Raw genomic sequence first — 24,063 nt, 5'->3', positions numbered from 1 at the left:
CAACAACATAGAGGCTATTAATACTATTAACTCAAGGCCTTCCAAAGATGTTATTTTCGCAAAATTGTTTAGATATCACCATGCTCTCCAATCTGGTTGCCGATAGCATTAATAATGAAGAGCAACTCCATCTCATCTCCAATATTATTGATGAGATTGAAGCCGTGATGTGTGCCAAGGATACGGAAGGCAGGCACTTTATCGCCAATAGGTGTTATGAACAAAGCGCGGGGATTGACAGAGAGAACATTTTTGGAAAAACAGACAAAGAAATCTTTTCTTTTTCTCCTGAGACCGCTAAAACAATCAGAGCGAAAGACTTAGAGGTAATGCGTACGAAAAAAAAGATATCTTTTGAAGAGCAAGTACCATGCTCAAATGGCGACATAAAATCCTATCTAACGATGAAGTCCCCTATTTTGGATTCCAGCGGATCTTGTGTTGGTGTTATGTGTCTTGCTGTAGACATCAGTAAACAAAAAATTCTAGAACAAAAATTATTAGGTGCAACGATGGCTAAAAATCTTTTTTTAGCCAAGATGAGCCATGAGATTCGTACACCTATTAGCGCCGTTGTTGGTTATATTGACCTTATTAATCATTCTGAGCCATCAATGCATAAAAAATACCTCGACAATATGTCGACATCTGTTGAGCACCTATTAAATCTGGTCAACGATATCTTGGACATCTCATCAATTGAAGAAAATAAAATACATTTAGATCACAAAAAATTCAATCTACTCGAGATATTAGAAAGTGTTATTTCCACCCTCAAATTCAAAGCAAATGCATGCAAAATAAAAGTCGTCACTAAGATAAAACCAGGTCAACGTCATCACTTTGTGGGTGACGAAACCAGAGTCAAACAAATTATCCTGAATCTCGTCTCCAATGCCGTTAAGTTTTCCAATGGAAAATCGATTGAAGTTAGAATATCGGTCAATCACAGTAGATATGAGGGTAAAAAGAAGATAGCCATCATCGTTAAGGATCAAGGTATTGGATTAAACACATCGAATCGAGAACGACTCTATCAAGCCTTCAGCCAGCTAAGAAATTCCGACCACTATTTCGAAGGAACAGGGTTAGGATTGGCGATAGTAAAAGAGCTTTCTCAATTGATGAGCGGCTCGATAAAATTCTTTTCAGAGGAAGGACACGGAACTCTTGTAGCAACAGCCATTCATCTAGAAGAATCTTACCGCACAAGCCAACAGGCCCCTAAGATCACCATGTACGACTCTAGCGGTAGTAAATTGCTAAAAAATAGAATCATTTGCATCGCAGAGGATCAGACATTCAATCGTGAAATTCTCAAATCAATGGCACAAAGTGAAGGTGCTGAGGTCATTGCATTTGCAGACGGAGAACATTTAATTAAGGCCGTGAAGTCGAATAGTTTACCACCCAGCATTGACTGTTTTTTAATTGATATTCACATGCCTATTATGAGCGGTGTAGAAACCTTAACCCTATTACGAGAGTTTGCAGAATACAAAAATACACCCGCCTATTTCGTCACTGCAGATGCTGTGCAGGATAACCTCGCTCGCTATTGGTCTAACGACTACAACCTCAGCGGAATCCATTTAAAACCTCTCAAGCGACAGGAGCTTATCAATTGCGTAAATGGCAACATTGAGATAGCCTCAATCAAAGGTGCGAACTGATCGGCCACTTATTTAGCTCGATTTAGGGAAAAACGATAATAATGTCAGGACAAACAGTCACAAAAAAAATACTCAATACCGCCTTTTCCCCGTTGATAGTTAAACGTTCACTTAAAGTGTCCGCTGTTGTCGGTACTATCCTGATGATGATCAACCACGGAGAGGCATTACTGTTGGGAAACATGGATACACAACGGGCAATTCAAATCGCACTTAGCTATTGCGTGCCCTACCTTGTATCAACCTATTCGGCCGTTTCAACCACAATAGAAAACCAACGTAACCAGTAACCCGTATTTAGGTTACTTCAATAATACCTGATGGCTCTGCAATACGGCTTGTAACATGGACAAACTTGACACTGTTGCCGTTGGCTCAATGCCCCATGGGTCAAATATCGCTTCCTCCGATCGCTTAACCCACGTCGCCTGCATGCCAGCGGAAATCGCGCCGATGACATCAAATGGGTTGCTAGATATCAACCACACTTTATTGCCTTTAGCTTCTGATTCACGCAAAAAATGAGCATATACCGCAGGATTCGGTTTAAAGGATTGCACATCATCACAACTCACTACACCATGAAATAATTCACTGATCCCCGCAGATTCAAGCAACTGGTTTATCGCTATTTGGCTCCCATTAGAAAATGCAAACAGGCGAAAACCATCCTGTTTTAATTGCGTCAAGGTGGCAATAACATCGTCAAAACATGGTAATGTTTTGTAACTTTCTAATAGGGCTTCTTTCTGCTCTGTGATTAATTCGATTTTATGAAACTGACAACTATAATCGAGCGCATTGGCGGTACATACGGCAAAATTCTGGTAACGTAGCATCAAACCTCGTCTAAATGAGTACTCAAGTTGTTTGTTTCTCCACGTATGAGAAAAAGCCTCTGCTTTGTTCCCCGTAAATTTCTCTAAGACTGATGTAACTCCATGAGTATCAATAAGTGTTCCATACACATCGAACGCAAGTGTCGTCGGCATTGAGTTCTCCTTTTGAGACTATAATTTTTCGAATTTTATTTAGCTTTCCAAATAGCATGCGACTAAATGTAACTTAACATCTGAGAGAAAAGTACGACTTTATCGAATTGGTTAATCGGAAATCAAAGGTAATTACATTCTAGATAATTTTTGTTACCGTTACCCAACATCTTAAAAGGAATTGAGCTATGTCTTCTTCAGTAAAACTCTATTATGTGTATGACCCTATGTGTTCTTGGTGTTGGGGATACAAACCCACGTGGACGGAAATCGAAAAACATCTTTCCGAACATTTAGAGGTCGTTTACGTAGTTGGAGGGTTAGCACCGGATTCCGACGTACCAATGCCAGAAGAAATGCAGCAACAAGTGGCTTCGTACTGGAAGAAAATAGAGGACTACTTAGGTACAGAATTTAATTACGAGTTTTGGCAAAACAATACCCCACGTCGCTCGACTTACCCTGCTTGCCGAGCCACCTTAGCCGCGCGGAAACAAGGCGCCGAAAAAGCGATGTTAAGTGCCATTCAAAGTGCCTATTATCTAGAAGCACGTAACCCCAGTGATAACGACACGCTCATTTCGCTCTCTGTAGAGATAGGACTAGACAGTAATAAATTTACAGACGACCTTCTATCAGACGCATTAAATCAAGAGCTGGAGTCAGAGATAGCTTTCGCTCGTTCTATTGGAGGAAATAGCTTTCCGTCTCTGTTTGTAAGATCAAATGACAATATTGTCGAACTCCCTATAGATTATCAACACTCTGAAGGGACCATTAGTAAAATAATGACAACCTGTAATTTAGATTAATGAAAACCAGCAAAAAATTAAGATATCAAGCAATTGACCATCATCTTTATAAAATAGGTACATTGCTTGATACTAATCATCTATCAGAATTTAAATAATCGACAATAGAAGGTGCCTGTAAATTCTAGAAACGCGTGCTGAATCCAACTTTAACGATATCAACATCCGATGTATTATTTTGTATGTCTACATTGGATAAATTTCCGTAAACAGAAAAACTATCCGTAATATAATAACTTGATTTTATTGTAATTCTCGACCCAGAATCATCGTTAGAGCCATCATCTGAGTTGAATATGGCGATATCCAAACCAAGACTCAGTTTCTTATTGAAATAGTAATCACTACCTAAAGAATAGGTATGATAGTCTTCGTAATCGCTTTCATCACGATCACTGTAAGCATAATGGCCATATAAACTCACTGAAGAATCACCTTCTAAAATAAATAAGTATTTGTATTTTAAAAGAAAGGTATCAGTATTCGAGGTGGATCCATTATTATTAGATCCTGATAATACATCATATTCACTATCGCTATAACTGAATGTAAGCAACGAATATTCATTGGTGTAATATCCAATTTCAAATTTTGTCCTATCCGTAATTCGATCGTATCGAATTATGTTATCAAAGCTTTTCTCTAGGTAGTCTACTCCCACAAATAGATCATAATCTCTAAATAAATACCGACCACCAAGCCCCCATGTCTTAAAGTTTTCACCTAGTGTTTTATCCGCGAACCCATATTTTGCTGATATCTCAGAGCTTCTATTTAAAAATGTGGCCTCAGCTAATGGTCCGGTATCCGTATTGAACGCGTCAAAATAATAAGTCGCATCGACTAAAGAAGCGTGAACGTCTCTATTTTCGTAGTTTTTGGAAGTAAATGAAGCGTCAACTTCAGTGTTATATGTATTCGCTATTGCATTACTATTTGCAGTAGCGATGAGGATCAAAAACGCAATTTTTTTCATTACTTTTCTCTTATATCAATAATTTATAAAACCCAGAGTGCCTACCTGAAATTCAATGTTTATTCATTTCAAGCAACCAATACCAACCTTATAAAACGACCGTCAATCATGCCCTAGCCAGCTTAATTGTTACGATAACGTCACATAATGAGTACATATTAACAACATGATAAAAATTGCCTATGCAGTTTCCGCAAACTCCACAAGTGATAGGCACATCCTTCTATATCTCCATACTATGGATGCGGGCAGATAATAGATTCGATGGAAGGAACATAAATCGACTATCCACTAAGAAATCAAACTACTACTAGATAAACTGTCTCATGCAGGTATCATCTTAGGCAGGGGTCATGAGCGCTTTATTTTTTGCAGCGTAATCCTGACTCTTCCTGCACTAATGCAAACCGGAACGAGAAAGAGAACACATTGGAATTATTAAATATCGACTGTTTAGGTAAACCGCTTCGTCTCGAAGGTTCGATGGCTGGTTGGCAGCAACTTTTTTGGGACAACAATGTCGTTTCTGTTATGCCGGCATCGGTCGACTACCAAGGCATTAAAGAACATCAGTTTGAACTTCAAACACAACCAACAAACATGGCAAAAACAACCGATCCGTCTATGGAGACGGCACCTATACAAACCATTGATGTACGCTTGGTCACGGATTTAACGTGGCAACCATTTTCTATTAACTATCAGCTTTTTGTTAATAATGAACTGGCTTTCCAAGGTAGTCGTGACACCAAAGATATCGAACAGCAAACCCCTGTTACACCCATCAAACAACAGAAGAAACTCAGCGTAATTGGTCTCACCTCGTTAGGCTTCAAGCTACTGAAAAGCGCCAAACTCATCAAAGTTGTGCTCGTTGGAGCCAGTGTGGCGGCATATTCATGGTTATTTTCATTGCAATTTGCTTTGGCTCTTATTGCTTGCCTGGTGTTCCATGAATACGGTCATATTCGCGCTATGAAGTACTTTGGTATGAAAACCAAAGGCATTTACCTTATCCCCTTCATGGGAGGACTTGCCTTAAGTGATGAACGTATTAACACCCGCTGGCAAGATGTGGTCATCTCAATCATGGGGCCAACTTTTGGCCTGTTGATGTCGATACTCTCTCTTATTGCTTACTGGGTAACCGATTTGGATTTTTTTGCGGGTCTTGCAGCCTTCAATGCACTGCTGAATCTCTTTAATCTGTTGCCTATTTTGCCGCTTGACGGGGGTCATATTTTAAAAAGTATCAGCTTTTCTATGAACTCTATTGTCGGGTTATCATTGTGTATTGCAGGTGCTGCGTTTGGCGTATATTTGAGCTATACGTTAAATCTGACCTTACTCGGGCTTATGTTATTAATTGGCAGCGTTGAAATTGTTTTCGAATGGAAAGCCCGCCACGTTAGCCACTTATTACCATTAGATAGATCTGGACAAGTTTTTTCAGCGTGTTGGTACTTTATTACCGTGGCCTGTCTAATCGGTATTATTTGGTATTTAGCGGGCAGTGGCAATGACATGCTTGGATTGCCATTAAAGATTCTGCAAAGCTAAAGCAGCCTTAGATCTGGCGATTCTATTTCGTCTCGTTTGTCATCGCGATTGAACGAACGAGACTCCCACCAACAATATGCTGTTCGGTCTGACACACGTCAGGCCTTTGCATGCTCATTTACCATTCTGACGAACCCGCATCAGATCACAATAGGCTCTGATGATAGCCCCACGTGAAGATCATGCTCTGCCCCTGCTCTTCATACGATCTTTTTTAGTCTGTAGCCTCTGTTCTGGTAAGAGATTTAGTTCATTATAGTTATTCACCCAGCCATCAAATGCCGACGTTTCCAGAGGTTTAGAGAATAAATACCCTTGCACTTTCTGACAACCTAACTCACTTAACGTTGTAAACTGCTCCATGGTTTCGATCCCTTCAGCGACCACTTCAAGGTTAAAGTTTTCTGCAAGCCCAATGATGGAACTCACCATCATAAAGTCCGTTCGGTCTGTTAAAAAGTTTTGGATAAAACTTCTATCAATTTTTATCTGCGAGATAGGTAGAATTCTCAATTGATTCAATGCCGAATGTCCGGTACCAAAATCATCTAATGAAAATTGGATACCGAGGGCACTGCACTCTTTCATAGACAGCTCTACTTGCTTATAGTCGGTTATGCTCGCGCTTTCTGTGAGCTCTATTTTCAATTTGCTCGGGCATACCGTTGGGTATTGATCCAACAGTTTTTTTAGGCTTTCAACAAATTTAGCTCGTTCAATATGACAAGCGGTTATATTGACACTGATAGAAATATTACTGTGCTTTGCAATTTTATTGAGTGCCGTTTGAATCACCCACTCACCGAAACGACTACTAATAGGATGGTTGTCAATCAGGTGGATAAATTTGTCTGGTGTTAAGAACCCTTTTTCAGGATGATTCCACCTGACCAACGCTTCTGCACTTAACACTTCCCCCGAATTCAGTGCGACTTGGGGCTGAAAATACAGGGTGAGTTCATTGTTATCTATCGCTAAACTAAGCTCCTCTCTCATCTTAAATTCGCTTAGTTTCCTTTCTTCTTCTGCCTTCTGATAAATTGTATAGGTTGCAGCATCATCATGCTTACTCCTATAAAGCGCTTCGTGCGCCTGCATGCTCATATTGACGGAAGAAATGGCCTTTTCAGTATGGCTAAGAGAAGTCAGCCCTAATTTGCAATAGATGTTCGGTTCCCGAGTATTTAGTTTGCTGAATTTTAATTGTTCAGACAAATTTCGAGCCAATACATCGACGCTTTGACCGTCAGGCAGTTCAATCAACAGTGCAAATGTATTGCGACTGGGTTTGGCAATTATCCAGTTCAAACCAGAAATATCACTGATTCGGTCGCTTAACTTTATCAGGCTATTATCGACCTCTTCTGAGGAGTAACAATTATAGAGGTTTTCGTATTCAGTTATATTGACTAACACCAGAACCAAGGTAACACTGGATTCAGTAAGGCTTTCCACCTTCTCATCCAATAAGCTTTCAAAGAAAGCACCGTTGGGTAACCCCGTCAACGCATCAAACTTTAACTTATTCTGGAATTCTTGCTCCGCAAGTATTCTTTTCTGAACCTGACTAAGTGCATCTTTAAAACGGCGAATGGAAAACCACAACAAAACAGCAGGGCTTAAAAGAATGACAAGAAACAACTCATCTAACTGCTTATTCTCTTGATTTTTAAGAATAAATATTACCTTCTCAAACACCTCAAAGTTCTCAAACAATACAATTGCGAAAAATAAGACAGCGAAAGAGATGAATGAATCTTGAATGATCCGTTTTTTTATTTGTTTGTGCATTCTGTTCCCTGTTACAGACACAAGCTATAAACTTTTTACACGTTAGCGCTAAAAACCTAATATCCACACAAAACATCCATGTGACGCAGAAAAATTATGAGCTATTAAAATAATTCGTGATTCTATATTTAATTATAATAAAGATCAATATTGGGGAGAAGATCACTCTATTATAAATCCATTAATAATCTATTCATAATCTATAAATGACCATTACTGACTGACAAACCGAACGTTGCCTACCTACTTTTCTGATTAAACATTCGTTTAGTCTGGTTCTGTTTCCGGAATTCTGTGCGACGGACACGTATAAAGGTATCAAGCAGCGCCAGCAGGTTATATTTACAGCGTGTCGGGAGGATGCTTCTATTGGAGTGTGACAATCAATGGGTAGATAGCTGTTCTTTATTATTCTCGTAGATTATCTAAATGTGCGTTGAAAAGCGCCCATCTTGGCGCTTCATTCAACAAACACCTTCAACATAGGAACTTAACAACGTCGTTCACAAAAAAAATTCTATAAACCCTTAATGTACTGGTTGTTGACCGTACCGACGAGATTACTTTCTAGTGCCTGTTGCGAATTCTCTTTATGAAGAACCAGGTTAGTAAACATGGTAACCAATTCCTCTTTATCTGCCTTTGTTTTTGTCATCGTCTCTATATCGCGCAGATCAACCATAAAACCAGTAAACAACTCAGGCAAGTCATGAACAACATTTGGATTGTAGAAATGATGATGACCATAAAGGGTGTTATGGTTCCCTTTTTGTTTATCGATGATATAAGACGATTCATTGAAATTGATGATAGACGTATGCTTATTGCAACGCGGCAAGCATCCCTTGTTAATCTTCATTTTCTTACAACCGCTGGTCTGCTGGAACAGACATTGGCGACTGGTTAACAAGCCGTTGGGGTGATAAATACTGTGCAGAAGCTGAAACCCTTCAGGACGAACTATTCGTCTCATCTGAATTCTCGTTATCTCGTTTGAGATAAACGCACCACTACAATTAAACTCTTCTTTTAGGCACTTAAGGGCATACGAATTAACAATATTGAATTGTGGCCCAGCGATCCATGCTATTCCTTTCTCAGCGGCTAAATAGCCAATCCCCATATTGTTGGTAACAATCAGAGCCGGCTTAACTTCATCTAAAAACTCAACAGCCGCATCATAGTCTTTGTCGATAAGAATAGCAGGAAACCATGGAATCAAGGCTTCATTCGAGTGAAACACATCCAGCAATTCTTTGAGCGAATAGGCCAGTGCATTGGGTATCTCAAAATAGAGGTTGGTGTTGCCACCTTGCACCTTTTCAATATCGGCTTGATTTGATATTAGTACCGACAGGCGTGCGTCTTCAGCTTTCGGTGTATGTGCCACCAATTTGGGGATCGTATCAACGCCACCAGCTTTTAAGCTTATTACATGTGATGGTGTAGGTTCGGACAACAGATTTTTTGTCTTTTCTTCCACCATACGCATGATATCTGTTTTCTTATCGAACAGATCTTGTTGTACTTTTTTTACATCCTCTTCTGCTGTTACACCGTATATTTTAACAAAGTGCCTTGAAGCGTTATCGCGCGGATGGTTAATGTACATTTTATTGCTGATTTCACCTTGCAGATAACCATCTGAAAAATCGCGATTAAACACAGTATAAAGATCAGAAGTGTCCGTTAGAAGATCTTGCCCATCGCAATACGCATCAATCTGTTTGCGCCAGTTATCAACGACGGTATACACATAATGCGCTTTCTTAATCCGTCCCTCTACTTTTAGTGAATAAACACCGGCATCTGCTAGCTCTTTCAAATCACCAAAAGCCGAGTTGTCTTTCATATTAAGCGGATAGTCACTACCCACTTCCGTCGTTTGGTATTGATCTCGACAAGGTTGACTACAACGGCCTCTGTTTCCCGACGCTCCATTTTTGGCAGAGCTCATATAACACAAGCCCGAAAAGCCGATGCAATACGAACCATGGACAAATACTTCCATTAACACATCGTGCTCAAGTCCAAACTGAGCGAGTCGTTTTATCTCTTTGATATTCAACTCTCTGGATAAATTCACTCGGCTAACGCCAAGTTTATTCATAAACAGAATCTGCCCTTCGTTGTGGGTGTTGAGTTGAGTGGACGCATGGACATCTAGCTCTGGGAAGTGATGTTTGAGGATGTAGGCCAGACCAATGTCCTGGACAATAACACCGTCTACTTTAGTACTGACAAGTTGCTTCAACAAACGGGTTATCGCAGGAATTTCATTCTCTAAAATAATAATGTTAAGCGTGAGGAATATCTTACAATCGCGTTGATGCGCAACCTCAATAACATCATTAAGGTTCTCTAAACTCAGATTCTCAGCTCTATTGCGGGCATTAAACCTATCTAGGCCACAATAGACAGCATCAGCACCAGCAACAATCGCCGCTTTAATTGACTCTAAATCGCCACCCGGCGCTAACAACTCAAATTGACTTTTATCCACGATTCTACTCACTTCACACTTTTAGAAGCGGTATTCTACTGTGCTACAAGCAAGATTTCTTGTGAAATTTTAAGATAAATGCTGATCAGGTTCGTTATGCCATCAGCACTTATTAATAATTATTATTAATATCTTTTAATATCAAGGATAAAGATTCTTCTACTCGCTTATTTTTACCCTGCATCGCTTCACGATATTGAGTGTAATGATCATCCATCAGAAACTGCAATTGTCGTTTCAGATCTTTTTCCGTACAACTGCGAATGACCTTTTTTAGGTCATCTAACGACTGACTCAAGTGAACATCTTCCAATACTTCTTTATCATCTTCGTTCAACAACGTTAGTTGTCTCAGTACATCTGAATAAGGATTATTGAGTGCATACTCGTCGTAGTCTTTATAGCCCTCTTTTTTTAGAACTCGGGTCATAATCGACTCTTTCTTCGCTATAAATCCCAACATATCATTAACTATCACGTTGCTGACACCCGTATCATCAACTTGGCAGGTTGCAGTGGCATTAAAGGATAGTACGAATAGGAGTAGCCATTTTTTCATCAATTCAATTCCACAGGTTTAATTATCATTCGTAAGCAAAGCAAGATTTTAGGGTATTTTCATCCATTTTACTATGCGTATCGGGAAGGACGATGCCGGTCCCATTAGGTAACGAGTATTTAACCTTATACAAAAGACAAACCCCATCAACTGAATCAGTTAATGGGGTTCTTGTTATTCTTATGAGCGAATACTTTATATACGACTTACACTAGCGCGAGTACCGAAACAACAACGGCCAATGAAAACAGACAAATGCGCTCGATAAAACCTAGAGATTCATTATTGATCATAACTGGTTTCATTCTTATATCTCCTCTTTCTATTTTGTATATACATTGTAATGCATTGTGAGTGCGTTGTCTATACTCTATAGTTTAACGAAGGTTGATTTATTAGCATTCCGTGACTCACTACCCTTGATAAACAGCGCCAATGCCTTTTGTGCTACCTTATAATCCTGATATGATCACAATAGTGAATTCATTAATGAGACGTTAATATGCACATTGGTAATCTAGATAACCTTGCCCTTTCTTCACAATTGCACCCTATTGTAAAAGATATCCTCAATACGATCGCCGAGATGATTCAACGCAATGAACTGCCAGACGGTAAGCACTACCTGCAAGAGAATGTTTTCCTTTTTACCGCAGAAGTGAACACCGAAACACTTGACATGAGACGATCTGAAATTCATAACGATTTCATGGATATTCAGATTTTACTCGATGGAGAAGAGAGATTTGGATACAGCTACAAAGGGTATGAAACCGTTACCGATAATCAACTTGATAGCAACGATATCGCTTTTGTCGATAATATTATCGATGAAAAATATGTCGATCTTACCTCTGGCGATTTTATTATTTTTTACCCTAATCAACCTCACAGGCCAATGATTTGCGTCGATACGCCCAAAGCGATTAAGAAAATGGTCGTCAAAATAAACAAAAAAGTCCTGTTATAAGCAAAACGCTATCATGGCCAGGATTGTTTATAATGGGGTTAGAATTTTGAGACAAAAAGTTCAACGTTCATTTATCCCCATTAACTCACAAATAACCACACGCCAACACCCATCATCAAGGTACCAGAGATTCGATTCATAAACCGTACGTTCTTAGAGTGCCCTAGCACACGTTTAAGCCCTTTCCCGCCGGTTGCGTAAAGCGTCATACAGACAAATTCCGACACCATAATGATAGATACTAATAGAATCAATTGAGTGGTGAGTGGCTTGCTATTGTCGATAAAAGGAGGAAGAAGCGAAACCATAAATGCCCACCCTTTCGGGTTAGCAATGGCGGTAACAAAACCTTGAACGACAAGATCCCAGTTTCTTCCAACAGGCATTTCGGTGGCATCACCACTTAATGCGAGCTTACCTTTTGATAGCCACATCTGAATACCCAAATAAAACAAGTAAGATGCACCAATCGTTTTGAAAGCGATAAACAACCATGGATAATTCAGCATCACCGCGGCAATACCTAAAACAGCCGCGACAGCAACGAGCGCAACGCCAACCACTTCACCAGCCATCATCCACAATGCGCGCTTATACCCAACACTCATCCCCAAACCTAGTGCTAACGTCATGCACATACCCGGGGTAATCGATACAAAGAAAAACGTAGGTATAAAGACACTCAAAAGAGCCCAATTCATCGCGATATCCTTTCCGCTATTTATTTACTTGCAGCCCATTAAAATAACGCGACTTTTTAGAAAAAGATACACTTAATTATTGTACTCAATAAGTACAGTATTGGCTCAACATATTATAAATCTGCCGCGACCATCATCATGCAACTTTGTGGTTCAAGAGTGAAATTAAACTCCCCCTCATCCACTTTTAATTTTGAATCGCTGAGTAGATCAAGCATGTCTTTTTGCCAGTCCATACTTATCTCGATTCTATGGTCAGATTTATTGATGACAACAAGGCCGGTTTCTCCTCGGGAGAAAATAAGAAAATCCTCATCCCCAAGCATTCGCTTCATCGGTTCACCGTGTGCAAAGTTATGGAAACGGATCATTTTTGCCATTCTTGGATCTTTCCACGCGTTCATCCAGCGAGGTTGACCACGTTTGTTTATTATTCCACTGGTATCTAAATCCGTATAAACAAGTGGTACACCACCATCTCGACCAAGAATATAGCAATAGGCTAACCATTCATTCGTTTCTTCCATCACAAGCCGACTAAACACATCATTATTTGGAATGTCGTGGGTGATAGCAAACGTGATGGCACGAGTATTAGATAACGCTTGACCAAACGTATATGGATTGATTAAAGATGTCATATCACCTTTGGCTTGAAATGCCTCAAAAACCGTATTAAATAGTGGAAAATCATAGGCACCTAGCTTGGTGCTTTCCAAGTATGGCTGCAAAAAGATCTCATACTCTTCTTTTGTGGCGCCACCATCAGTAATGATTTCACCGAAAATGTGTACATCTTTCATGATGTCATCTGTCCACACCTTGCGTAAGTGCTCCAATGTCATGTGTTTTGCGGCATCAATACGGAAACCCGTTACACCCATCTCTTTTAATGCTTTTAGATAGGCCTGCTGCTTTGTCACTACATTGTCATTATGTCGTAAAGTGGGTAACCCCGGGTCTTCATGACCACCCGTGATGCGACCGTTTTGAACCTCCCACTTGTCTTTCCAATCTTCAATACCAAAGGCTTCAACAAAATCATCCTCCGTAAACAAAGGTTGGCTTAGGTCTCCAAACAATCTTAGTTTTTGAACCTCTTGCCACTCGGTACGATAACGCTGCATATCGAACTCATTCGGATAATCAAGATCAGAACGCAGGTAGGCTTCATTCGCCATATGATTGAATACTACGTCGGCATAAACACGGAGACCAAAATCATTTAACCTCTGGACCATGGCGGCAAAATCTTTGGTATTGCCAAGCTGGTTATCGATAATCCGGTAGTCTTGTGGTTGATAACGCTGCCACCACTCGGTGCCGTCATCACGAATCGCCGATTTCATTGGAGGTGAGACGAGGACCGTTTTATAACCTAATTCACTGATCTCTTTTGCGTTTTCTGCAACATAGGCATATTGCCAATCAAACGCATGGAGGATCACATCCGTTTTATCAAAAAGCGATCGTTGTTTGTCCGAGAAATAGTTAGTCATTTCATTTTCCTTCTATACGAGCTTGCTGAGAAAATCATCGGACACATTTCCGATAGGAAGAAAGCAAGCTACTTAGAACAACTAGGTGACATCAAAAAGACATCAACCTGATACTGTAGAATTGAGTGCATTATAGATACCAACATGAGAAGTAAATCACCCTTTTATGAAGTATTTTAGGGGGAGCGATGGGGGCGTAGAATGTTGAATAAACCGTTTCTGCAAAAAATAATACGACACAACATGCAACATTATCATTAAAATATATATAAATTTACTATATATCAATACGTTAAAATATTTACAATTTATGCATAACAATCTGTGGTGAACAGAATCTCACGCATAAATGCCACACACAAGCACAGGGTAAAATGTGAATTTTTTATAACACAGGAAGTTTTGGCCGTCTTATATATTCATTTTGGTGCTTTATTCACCATATTGGCGCGACGCAGCACTAAAAACTCCATTTGATTTGCGCAAACAATAAGGTGCTGGAAGATTGGGAGAACAAGCTATCTTTATCCCCATCGAAATATTGCACAACACCGAGTAACTGCCAGTTATTCGCAAGGGAATAGTTATTGGACAACCCCAAGAAATAAGAACCATCTTGGTAGTAAATAGTCGATAACGTAACTCGGCTTAAAGCTGACACCTCAACGCTTGCGTCCAGATAACTGGTCAACTCTGTAAAACTCAGGGTTTTTGCCGTTAAAGGCAAACTAAGAAAGGTGTTAGCATTAATGGGGTCTTGCGGATTCGAGTTGTGCATAATCGAACCTTTAACGGCCCAGTGACCTTGTCCACCGAAGCTGTAATCCATCTCGATACTGGACACCAGTGTGCTGACTTGATCGACGTCTTGCCAACTATCCCGCGTTGGGTCAAAGTAACTCACCTCTGCCCTTAACCCTCCACCTCTAATATCCCCGGCCACACCCGCGCCTATGAAGTTATCTAACCTTGCCTTTCCACCTATTAATTGAATATCCCACTGCTCAACGTTAAATAGATAGCGCACAGCATAGCTGTTAAGGTGATGTTCTTCATCTGGACTATAAATAAGGTCAAAACGACTTGCGAAGCCTAGTTTTCGACTTAGCGAAAGTGCATCCGTACCCGGCCTTTCTTCGTAGTCAAAATCATAAATCGAATAAGAATTAAATACATCGTTAGGGTTCCACACGGTCGTCATCGCCCAGTTAATCCGAAATCGTCCCCCAGTAACCTGCCAATTGTTATTTTTCCAGTCAACATAGAGTCGATCTAGCTGACTATTTCCAACATATCTCTCACCTTCGGCCCAGTTTTTTGACAGGTCGACATACCCCGAATCCAATCCGATGTAGTCAGAGTAGTAAGGGTTCTCGGCCGAATCACCCCAGATAAATCGATTTCTCATTCCTGCGTTAAAACGCAGATTTGAATTCAATCGGTATTCGAAATTAAAACGCTGATGAACAAGGTTGTCAAATAGGTTATCGCCTACATCTGGCAAGGTTGCAGTACCCATGTATTTAACATAACCATTCAGGTCCCACGCCTTTTCGGGTTGTAAACCTGGAATATCGGCTTCGGCAAAACTTGAAAACGCTAATGCCACGGCTAAGAGACGGCAACGGAATTTAAACATTATGCTGATTCATCTTGCGTTTCAGTGGTGTTCCACTTGTCTTGCTTTAGCTGGCCATCTTCAAACACTATCACTCGCTTAGCGCGTTTAATGACTCTTGGATCATGGGTAGAGAAGATAAATGTGGTCCCTTCCTTTTCATTTAGTTGCTGCATAATATCGAGCAATTCAGCGGTACTTTTCGCATCCAAGTTTGCCGTCGGTTCATCTGCCATAACAAACCTCGGCCTAGGGGCAAGCGCACGTGCTACGGCCACACGTTGTTGCTGACCACCCGATAATTTACTCGGTACCTTATTCAATTGGTCCTCTAGCCCAACTTGAGTAAGCAGCGCCTTTGCGCGAGTCAAACACGCTTCATTGCTTTGGCCCTGTAACTGCATAACGAATTCCACATTCTCTACCGCGGTAAGCACAGGGAGTAAGCTGTAATCTTGAAAAATAAAGCCAATATTATCTCTACGAAACGCGATCAATTGCTTCTCTTTGAGAGTACATATATTACAACCGTCAATGTTAACTTCACCTGAAGTAGGTGTGTCAATTCCACCTAGCATGTTCAGTAACGTGGTTTTACCCGAACCTGACGGCCCCATGACGGCAACAAACTCTCCCTGTTCAATTGAAAGGTCGAGGTTTTGCACAGCATAGACCGGAAAATCCGTATCTTGATTGTAGGTCTTACACAAACCTTTTATTTGAATCGTCATATCCACCTCTATGGGAAAATCAATGCTTCTCTGACATGGCTTCGACAGGCCGCTGCTTTAATATCTGCCGAGCCGGGTAAAGTGCCGCAATAATACTTGAGAAGACCACGGTAAAGAAAATCACCTCATACTCATAGGCAGACACTCTCGGATAAAGTACCGTATCCACGCCATACGCCCCGAGGCCTTCCGCCATTTCCCCCAAAGGTAAACCTGTAAACTGCAGGACTTGAATCATCGTCATGCTTGCCAAAAGGCCGAGTGCAGCGCCACAAATACCTAGCCAAATCGTTTCAAGCATAATCAAGAGAAAAATCTTATGTTTTTGCATGCCAACCGCCATCAAAACACCAAACTCTTGGGTGCGTTCAAATACTGACATCAGCATGATATTGACAATACCGAAGCCCATCGCGATGACAAAAATTGCAAGCATTATGACGTTACTGATCCCCATCGTCGCGATCATAGACGCCAGCATAGGCTGAACTTTGGTCCAATCACGAACCCTGTTTTTCTCAGAACTGAGTGCGCGTAATTGGGCAGTAAATTCGGATAAAGCGCCCTCTTTTTGCGTGTTTATTTCATCTTTCATTAGGATCGCTATCTCGTGGACCCCAGTAAGGTGGGCAATATTTTCTACATCTTTTTTTCGCACATAGACGTTATTGTCATCAAACGTGGTCGAGGGTGTTTTAAACAAACCTCGCACTCTGAAAGCCGAGCCTGTAACTTCCCCTAGCCCATCCGTAAATGTCAGAACTACTTTGGACCCAATTCTTAGCTTGAGTCTTCCGGCTATTTTTTGCGAAACTAAAACCGGGTTTCTGCCTTCAAGAGCAAGGCTTTCACCCTGCGTTATGCTGCTGAGAATTGGCGTAACTCGGCTTTCTGAATCCATATTCACACCAATAATTCTGACGCCTCGAGTGCTTCTTGCCGACCCAATCATGCCATCGACCAAAAATCGACCAGACCACGCCAAAACATCTGGATTTCGACTAAGATAGTCAAAAACAACATTCGGTTTATCGATGAGGTCCGTAATATCGGGGTTCTCAATATAGTTCCGATTCTGAACTTGAACATGGCTGGTTTGCCATGTAATCGCATTGTGAACCATGTTATCAACCATTCCGGACATAAAACCCATCATGGTCACCACACCCATCAAACCAAAGATCATGGCGCCGAGCATAATTCCGGTCCGAAGTTTATTTCGCCAAAGGTTACGCCAAGCTAACTTAATGAGCATGAGCACCACCTTTTAATGCGCTGAGCAGTTCTAACTTTAAGATTCGGAGCATAGGATAAATAAGACTAAGCGCTAAGATTGTCAGCACGGAGAAGACCTGATTAATAAACAGGTAAGGCGCTAGAAGCACTGGCATTATCGGTTCGAACCCAGAGTCACGCATGAGCTGTGCCGACTCGCCGGTGATCTCAATAGGATTGAAATAAAGATAGGTTAAAACAGGAAACGAACAGAGCAGCCCCAACATCACACCAATAACCGCGATGAATACAGACTCAATAGCGATCAGTTGCAACAAACGAGATCTCAACATTCCGGTCGCCAACATAACACCAAATTCTCTTTGGCGTTCTAAAGTCATCATCAAAATAGTCGCAAATAAACCAAAGCCAACCACACCATAAAGTATGTAAATCAGAAAAATCCCACCGGCTTTGTCCATTGCGATCTGCTGAGACAATTCTGGCGCTAAATCTTCCCAGTCTCTGACATTGTATTTATCACCATAGCTGGCTTTCAATTGCGAAACGGTTTGATCTAACTGAGTGATATCCTTGGTGTGCAATACCCACGAAGTGACAAGACCATCTGCGCTGTATAAGGTTTGTGCCAGTTTAAGTGGTAGATACACCAGTTGATTATCGAGTTGCGGTAATGGGAAGCGAATGAGCCCTTTAATCCGATACAGCTCTGCGGCTGTTTGACCACGATACCCTTGACCATACAAAACCAGCTCATCACCAACAGACAGGTTAAAGAATTTCGCCAATCCTTCACCAACAAGAACCTGTTTGTCATCAGCCGTTAGATATTCACCTAGAATCACTTTCTCGCTGATCTTTGAGTAGTTATTTTCTTTCTCAGGATCGACACCCATCACGACAACCCCTTTCGACTTTTCCGCCGAAGCCGCAAGCGCAAATGACTCAATACGCGGCAACATGACGTTGATGTTCGAGTGAGACTCTATTGGAACAATTACCTCTCCAGTTGTCGCGATAACATCATCAATACTTAAGCTATCCGCGTAATCAGGGTGTTGCACTTGAATGAGACCTGTATAGAAACGAGCTGAATTTTCAATATTTGCTTGATAGGTGCCTTCTTGTAGCGTTCTTACCAAAAGAGAAAGGAACAACGCCAATGCGAGTGCGGAAGCCGTCAAAAACGTGCGCCGTTTCTGCCTCCATAGGTTACGCCACGCTAACTTTACTAACATGCTCGTCTCTCTTTATTGCTCTGCTTTACTAAGCTACGCTTCCATCTCACGTTAATCACGTAAGGATTTCATCTGGCTTTGCGAGAAAAAATCATCACCAATTTCAAAATCAAATTGCGCTTCGTGGGTAATCATTTCTGTTTTGTGACCTTCTTTTTCTGTCGGGATCATCTCCATACGCGTTGCAATCATTCGACCACCTAGCGCTTTAACATCATAGGTTTGCATTAGATTAACGAGTTCATCAAATTCATCATAAAAAGCGACCTTACGTTGCAGATACGTCTCTTTTGAAATCCAAAGGCGTACCTTATTCCACACGACAGGCGCGTCTGGCTTGGCAACAGCGTCGATGACATAAGTCAATTCTCCATCAAACCATTCTTCTTGGATAAACACGTGATCATAGTCCACCACAATGGATGATTGGTTGATAAGATCGTCATTGGTAAAGTCGGAGCCCATCCAGGATTGACTTAGCATAGAAGGGGCGATTTTAATTATTCGTTCAATACTAGGGATCCAATTCCACATCTCACGTTGACGTTTAAGGGAGGTACTGCCCTTGTCCTTCGCAGGTGCGGTTACTAAAACCAAAGAAAGATCTTTTCCTTTTGTCCAACTTTTCATGCTCATACTACGAGTCCAATCCGGTCGAATAATGTTCATTGTTGCTACGGTATAACTAGAGTCGCCACGCATCTGCTTGTCTGATTTATCGACAATATCAAAAGCGGATTCAGCCAATGCTGAACCAGAAAAGAAAGAGAAAATAACAAAGAAAAATATTGAATTAATGCGCATGCTTTCACCCAGTTATCAAATACCTAAAGATAATATAGCAGTTGTTCATGGCTATTTATTAGACGTCCTAAGCAATACGGTATGATGGTCAAAATAAAGAAACGGAACTAGATTAATCAAAATTTATCATTTACTCTTATTTTAATAATATATTGTTATTAATTTAGGGTTCGTCTTTATGCTCAACGCGCAGTGGTTAAATACATTTATCACCTTGGTTGAAGTCGGTCATTTTACCAAAACGGCTGAAAAACTGTTCATGACTCAACCCGGTGTAAGTCAGCATATTAAAAAACTGGAAGTACAATTAAATGCCCCACTGATCGAAAAAACAGGCAAACAGTTTGAACTCACAGACGCGGGGCAGAAGGTTTATCAATACGCATTAACACTGCAACAACATGAAAACGCACTGATGGAAGCCATTAAAGTTGACTCGCCTTATATTGGCAGTTGTCTATTTTCGATGTCTGGTTCTTTATGTATGCAGTTTCAGGCGGTTTTTCTCGACCGGCAAATAGAACACCCATCCTTATTCATCTCGTTAGAATCTGCACCAAATTATCGCATCGTCGATGAGTTATTAAACCGCAAGATTGATCTGGGTATCGTGACACAAAAAATCCCCTCTCCTCAACTTGAATACCAGTTAATTGGTGAAGAGAAACTGTGCTTAGTGGTCCCAAAAGGGTTTGATTCTCAAGACTGGAATCTAAACGACCTGAAATCATTAGGCATTATCAATCACCCAGATTGCGAACATTACTTGCTTCAGTTTTTGTCCGCTTATAATCAAGAGCATGAGCTAAATAACATCCAACATTCTGGCTATATTAATCAGCTAAGCCAAATACTTTATCCAGTCGCAAAAGGGTTAGGTTTTACCTTGCTTCCATCCAGTGCAGTGAATGCGTTTCCAGATTTAGACCAAATTACTATTTTGCCCCTAACAACAGAAATTAAGGAATCCCTGTATCTTGTACAGAAGCGATATCGGTCCCTGCCAGCCCGATACGACTGGTTCATAAAGACCATACAAGCGTCATTTTGTAGCACATGATAATCGGTTTCTGCGTTGTCTTGGTGCACCCCCGTTTTTAGTTCGCTTCAATATGGTGCATTAATAAACATTTCGAATTAAATGTTCTTATATTTCATTGAGTTAATACTTGGCTCGATCCTTGAATCGATCTACGTAAATAATCCATAATTAGTAAGATGCACTTAATCAGGGAGTGATAAAAATGCAAGAGACTTTAACGGTAGTACTCGCCGGTGGAATGGGCTCGCGTCTGTCACCACTGACCGACAATCGTGCAAAACCCGCAGTACCGTTTGGTGGTAAATATCGAATCATCGATTACACCCTGACTAATTGCCTCCACTCCGGCTTACGACGAATCTTAGTCCTCACACAGTACAAGTCACATTCATTACAAAAACACCTTCGAGACGGATGGTCAGTGTTTAATCCAGAACTCGGTGAGTACGTTACTGTCGTGCCGCCTCAAATGAGAAAAGGTGATAAATGGTATAGCGGAACGGCTGATGCCATCTTTCAGAACCTGTGGCTTTTATCTCGTAGTGAAGCAAAATATGTGGTGGTACTTTCCGGTGACCATATTTACCGTATGGACTATGACCCAATGATTCAGCGCCACAAAGAGACAGGTGCGGATCTAACTATCGCGTGTATGGAAGTCCCCATTGAACAAGCGAGCGAATTTGGCGTGATGGCCACTGATGAACAAAACAAAATCATCGCATTTGAAGAAAAGCCTGAAAAACCCGCTTCACTCCCAAACGACCCAAATAAAAGTCTGGCCTCTATGGGTATCTACGTTTTCACTATTGACGCATTAACTGAGGCGTTAGAAAGAGACGCAGAAGACCCCAGCTCTAGCAACGATTTTGGTAAAAACGTTATCCCTAAACTGATTAATCAGGATAAGGTTTTTGCGCATAAATTTGGCGGCGACACCGGACGAGTAACCAACGACGCATACTGGCGCGATGTCGGTACTATCGACTCTTTCTATCAAGCCAACATGGATTTATTGGAGCCGGTTCCTCCGATGGATTTATATCAACGCGATTGGGCAATCCGCACATATGAACCGCAATTACCGCCCGCGAGAACGACCTCTTCTGCAACAGGCAATGAAGGGATTTTTATCAATTCACTTATTTCAAGCGGTGTAATCATCTCTGGCGGATCTGTTCAAAATTCTGTCTTATCATCTAACGTGCGGGTCAATGATGGGGCAACGGTCTCTGATAGCATTCTCTTTGACCACGTAGAAGTAGGCGAAAACTGCCAACTTAAAAACTGCATTATTGATAAACACGTGAAGATTCCGGACGGCACAGAAATCGGACTTAATCCAGCCGAGGACACTAAGCACTTTACCATTTCTGACAAAGGTATCGTTGTAGTACCCGAATCGTATGTGTTCGAATAATAGGTATTTTTAATGGTGAAATACCGAATTGGCGCAGTGATGATCAGTTAAGAGAAAGTCCCCACTTATTCGCCGTCATTCCCGTGCAAATGTAATGCTGTTCGGTTAGTGCTAAATACTTCGTCATTCCCGTGAAAACGTAATGCTGTTCGGTTAGTGCTAAATACTTCGTCATTCCCGTGCAGACGTAATGCTGTTCGGTTAGTGCTAAATACTTCGTCATTCCCGTGAAAACGTAATGCTGTTCGGTTAGTGCTAAATACTTCGTCATTCCCGTGCAGACGTAATGCTGTTCGGTTAGTGCTAAATACTTCGTCATTCCCGTGAAAACGTAATGCTGTTCGGTTAATGCTAAATACTTCGTCATCCCCGTGAAAACGTAATGCTGTTCGGTTAGTGCTAAATACTTCGTCATTCCCGTGCAGACGTAATGCTGTTCGGTTAGTGCTAAATACTTCGTCATTCCCGTGAAAACGTAATGCTGTTCGGTTAATGCTAAATACTTCGTCATCCCCGTGAAAACGTAATGCTGTTCAGTTAGTGCTAAATACTTCGTCATTCCCGTGAAAACGGGAATCTTGGTGAGATTAGATCCCCATTTTCATGGGGATGACGTCGGTTTTCGAGAAAATAGGTCAATTTTCGTAGAGATGACGTAGATTTAGTGAAGGTAATAGGGCCAGTAGCCTAAACTGAACGGCATGACCATATTGACTGTGGTGTTTTTTATGAATCAAATTAGCTTGGAATGCTGACCAGCTTACGCCTATAGAATAACCCCGCAAAACCAACGACAAGTATTACGGTGAGAATTATCGCCACACGCTCTGCTCCAGAGTTCGAGAAAATACCACTCAAAAAAGAATTAATGATAGCGGCAACAATGTTCGACAAAAACAACCAGGAATATACCTTGGTTAGTGCATTTTCTCCCCATTTCTGACGCACTCTTGAGGCGTACAATACAAGAACTCCACCGTAGTTAAACCCGGCCAACGCAGCTAACACAAGCGGTGACGACTCAAAGTTGAATAGCCATAACAGGCTAAATATTGATATCGCCTGTAGCAATAAATTCGCCTTCAAACAATTAGTCACAGAAATAATGTCGCTCATTGCCCCCCAAGCGACACGCCCTATTGCATTACACAACGCAAATACGGCAACCAGAGAAATAAACGACTCGAATCCACTTCCAGCAATAAGCACAATCTTACTGTTTACAAAGAAACCAGCCGTTAAGCCAACGGTCATCGCAATAAATAAACCCAAAAACAAGGGGTCTTTGAGCAAGTCACCTAGATTGATATGGAACGTTTCTTTCGATTGATGGTAGGCAGTCATGGGTCGATACATCAGAGTAGCTGGTATAAACCCAACAACAAAATAGAGCCCTCCAACCACCGACAACGCAGTAAACGGCGTAAATTCTGCATTATAAATCAGATAATTAGAGAACTCACCAACAAGTGCGGCTCCGGCAGCAAAGCCACCAACGGCTAATCCTGTTATTAAACCGCCTCTATTGGGAAACCACGCTATACCAACCAATATGGGAACAAGGTAGGTGAGCCCAACGCCGATGCCTCCTATGACACCAACACCGATAATGGTGAAGATAAAATTAACGTCACCAAAATTAGAGAGGAGCCACCCAAAAGCAAAAAGAGCGATACCAATCTGCGCACTCATTCGAGTACCAAAACGAGAAATTATGCGGTGAGAAAACAGTAATGTCAGAGGAAACACAACATAAAACACGTTAAAAGGCATCGTTGAATACACGGGATCGACTTGATAGTTTTGGATAAATTCCGCGTCGTAAATTGACCATGAATAGGTCCCGCCAATACAAGCTTGAAGCAATACGACGGCCGCGAGTATTAGATATTTGTTATTTGTCATTAAAAGCTCTTTTCGGCTTGTGTGTACCGATGG

The 24,063-nt window shown here is 41.2% G+C and carries 21 protein-coding genes; 7 read left to right on the top strand and 14 right to left on the bottom strand.

The window, feature by feature from the left end; all coding sequences use genetic code 11:
* Positions 1-47: 47 nt before the first annotated feature.
* Both IUZ65_RS21980 and nrtS read left to right on the top strand, forming a co-directional pair.
* On the top strand, positions 48-1,673 hold the full coding sequence (locus tag IUZ65_RS21980; protein ID WP_195706141.1) for a PAS domain-containing hybrid sensor histidine kinase/response regulator: 1,626 nt from the start codon (positions 48-50) through the stop codon (positions 1,671-1,673).
* A 41-nt stretch (positions 1,674-1,714) separates the two neighbouring features.
* Positions 1,715-1,963, top strand: coding sequence for a nitrate/nitrite transporter NrtS (gene nrtS / locus IUZ65_RS21975; RefSeq protein ID WP_195706140.1), 249 nt, complete (start codon positions 1,715-1,717; stop codon positions 1,961-1,963).
* A 12-nt stretch (positions 1,964-1,975) separates the two neighbouring features.
* Here the strand turns inward: nrtS and IUZ65_RS21970 are convergent, their stop codons facing one another.
* Positions 1,976-2,665: a haloacid dehalogenase type II gene (locus IUZ65_RS21970; RefSeq protein WP_195706139.1), complete on the bottom strand. Its 690-nt coding sequence runs from the start codon at positions 2,663-2,665 to the stop codon at positions 1,976-1,978.
* A gap of 188 nt (positions 2,666-2,853) precedes the next feature.
* On the opposite strand from IUZ65_RS21970, the gene IUZ65_RS21965 reads away from it, so the two are divergent.
* Entirely contained in the window at positions 2,854-3,477 is a 624-nt protein-coding gene (locus IUZ65_RS21965) for a DsbA family protein (RefSeq protein WP_195706138.1), read from the top strand.
* Between the two features lie 124 nt (positions 3,478-3,601).
* Here the strand turns inward: IUZ65_RS21965 and IUZ65_RS21960 are convergent, their stop codons facing one another.
* A complete protein-coding gene (locus IUZ65_RS21960) occupies positions 3,602-4,453 on the bottom strand; it encodes a putative porin (RefSeq protein ID WP_195706137.1) in 852 nt (283 codons plus the stop codon).
* Between the two features lie 429 nt (positions 4,454-4,882).
* Here IUZ65_RS21960 and IUZ65_RS21955 point away from each other — a divergent pair, with 429 nt between their 5' ends.
* Positions 4,883-6,013, top strand: a complete 1,131-nt coding sequence (locus IUZ65_RS21955) for a site-2 protease family protein (RefSeq protein ID WP_229638279.1) — start codon at positions 4,883-4,885, stop codon at positions 6,011-6,013.
* 180 nt (positions 6,014-6,193) lie between these two features.
* On the opposite strand, the gene IUZ65_RS21950 is transcribed toward IUZ65_RS21955, so the two are convergent.
* The 3 genes from IUZ65_RS21950 to IUZ65_RS21940 form a co-directional block, all read right to left on the bottom strand.
* Positions 6,194-7,804: a putative bifunctional diguanylate cyclase/phosphodiesterase gene (locus IUZ65_RS21950; protein ID WP_195706136.1), complete on the bottom strand. Its 1,611-nt coding sequence runs from the start codon at positions 7,802-7,804 to the stop codon at positions 6,194-6,196.
* Positions 7,805-8,321: 517 nt separating this feature from the next.
* Complete coding sequence (locus IUZ65_RS21945) at positions 8,322-10,307, bottom strand: peptidase U32 family protein (RefSeq protein WP_195706135.1); 1,986 nt, start codon at positions 10,305-10,307, stop codon at positions 8,322-8,324.
* Positions 10,308-10,419: 112 nt separating this feature from the next.
* Positions 10,420-10,866, bottom strand: a complete 447-nt coding sequence (locus IUZ65_RS21940; protein ID WP_195706134.1) for a hypothetical protein — start codon at positions 10,864-10,866, stop codon at positions 10,420-10,422.
* A 502-nt stretch (positions 10,867-11,368) separates the two neighbouring features.
* Here IUZ65_RS21940 and IUZ65_RS21935 point away from each other — a divergent pair.
* On the top strand, positions 11,369-11,836 hold the full coding sequence (locus IUZ65_RS21935) for a YhcH/YjgK/YiaL family protein (protein WP_195706133.1): 468 nt from the start codon (positions 11,369-11,371) through the stop codon (positions 11,834-11,836).
* A gap of 80 nt (positions 11,837-11,916) precedes the next feature.
* On the opposite strand, the gene IUZ65_RS21930 is transcribed toward IUZ65_RS21935, so the two are convergent.
* The 7 genes from IUZ65_RS21930 to IUZ65_RS21900 form a co-directional block, all read right to left on the bottom strand.
* Entirely contained in the window at positions 11,917-12,537 is a 621-nt protein-coding gene (locus tag IUZ65_RS21930) for a LysE family translocator (protein WP_195706132.1), read from the bottom strand.
* Between the two features lie 113 nt (positions 12,538-12,650).
* On the bottom strand, positions 12,651-14,036 hold the full coding sequence (locus tag IUZ65_RS21925; protein ID WP_195706131.1) for an alpha-amylase family protein: 1,386 nt from the start codon (positions 14,034-14,036) through the stop codon (positions 12,651-12,653).
* 460 nt (positions 14,037-14,496) lie between these two features.
* Positions 14,497-15,675: a hypothetical protein gene (locus IUZ65_RS21920; RefSeq protein ID WP_195706130.1), complete on the bottom strand. Its 1,179-nt coding sequence runs from the start codon at positions 15,673-15,675 to the stop codon at positions 14,497-14,499.
* On the bottom strand, positions 15,675-16,385 hold the full coding sequence (locus tag IUZ65_RS21915; protein ID WP_195706129.1) for an ABC transporter ATP-binding protein: 711 nt from the start codon (positions 16,383-16,385) through the stop codon (positions 15,675-15,677). Before IUZ65_RS21915 ends, IUZ65_RS21920 begins: the two co-directional genes overlap by 1 nt.
* Before the next feature lie 19 nt (positions 16,386-16,404).
* A complete protein-coding gene (locus IUZ65_RS21910) occupies positions 16,405-17,640 on the bottom strand; it encodes an ABC transporter permease (protein WP_195706128.1) in 1,236 nt (411 codons plus the stop codon).
* Positions 17,630-18,859 (bottom strand): ABC transporter permease, encoded by a 1,230-nt coding sequence (locus IUZ65_RS21905; protein ID WP_195706127.1) that lies wholly within the window; start codon positions 18,857-18,859, stop codon positions 17,630-17,632. The genes IUZ65_RS21910 and IUZ65_RS21905 overlap by 11 nt, the downstream gene beginning before the upstream one ends.
* A 51-nt stretch (positions 18,860-18,910) precedes the next feature.
* Complete coding sequence (locus tag IUZ65_RS21900) at positions 18,911-19,663, bottom strand: outer membrane lipoprotein-sorting protein (RefSeq protein WP_195706126.1); 753 nt, start codon at positions 19,661-19,663, stop codon at positions 18,911-18,913.
* 178 nt (positions 19,664-19,841) lie between these two features.
* Between IUZ65_RS21900 and IUZ65_RS21895 the strand changes: the two genes are divergently transcribed.
* Both IUZ65_RS21895 and glgC read left to right on the top strand, forming a co-directional pair.
* On the top strand, positions 19,842-20,723 hold the full coding sequence (locus tag IUZ65_RS21895; RefSeq protein ID WP_195706125.1) for a LysR family transcriptional regulator: 882 nt from the start codon (positions 19,842-19,844) through the stop codon (positions 20,721-20,723).
* Between the two features lie 184 nt (positions 20,724-20,907).
* Positions 20,908-22,125, top strand: a complete 1,218-nt coding sequence (gene glgC / locus IUZ65_RS21890) for a glucose-1-phosphate adenylyltransferase (protein ID WP_195706124.1) — start codon at positions 20,908-20,910, stop codon at positions 22,123-22,125.
* Between the two features lie 43 nt (positions 22,126-22,168).
* Here glgC and IUZ65_RS21885 read toward each other — a convergent pair whose 3' ends face one another.
* Complete coding sequence (locus tag IUZ65_RS21885) at positions 22,169-22,684, bottom strand: hypothetical protein (protein WP_195706123.1); 516 nt, start codon at positions 22,682-22,684, stop codon at positions 22,169-22,171.
* A 179-nt stretch (positions 22,685-22,863) separates the two neighbouring features.
* The gene (locus IUZ65_RS21880) at positions 22,864-24,030 is read right to left on the bottom strand and encodes an MFS transporter (protein WP_195706122.1); all 1,167 of its coding nucleotides are present in this window, start codon (positions 24,028-24,030) and stop codon (positions 22,864-22,866) included.
* Between the last annotated feature and the right edge of the window lie 33 nt (positions 24,031-24,063).

The organism is Vibrio sp. VB16, from assembly GCF_015594925.2.
Classification (GTDB): domain Bacteria; phylum Pseudomonadota; class Gammaproteobacteria; order Enterobacterales; family Vibrionaceae; genus Vibrio.
This window is presented reverse-complemented; position numbering and strand designations above follow the sequence as displayed.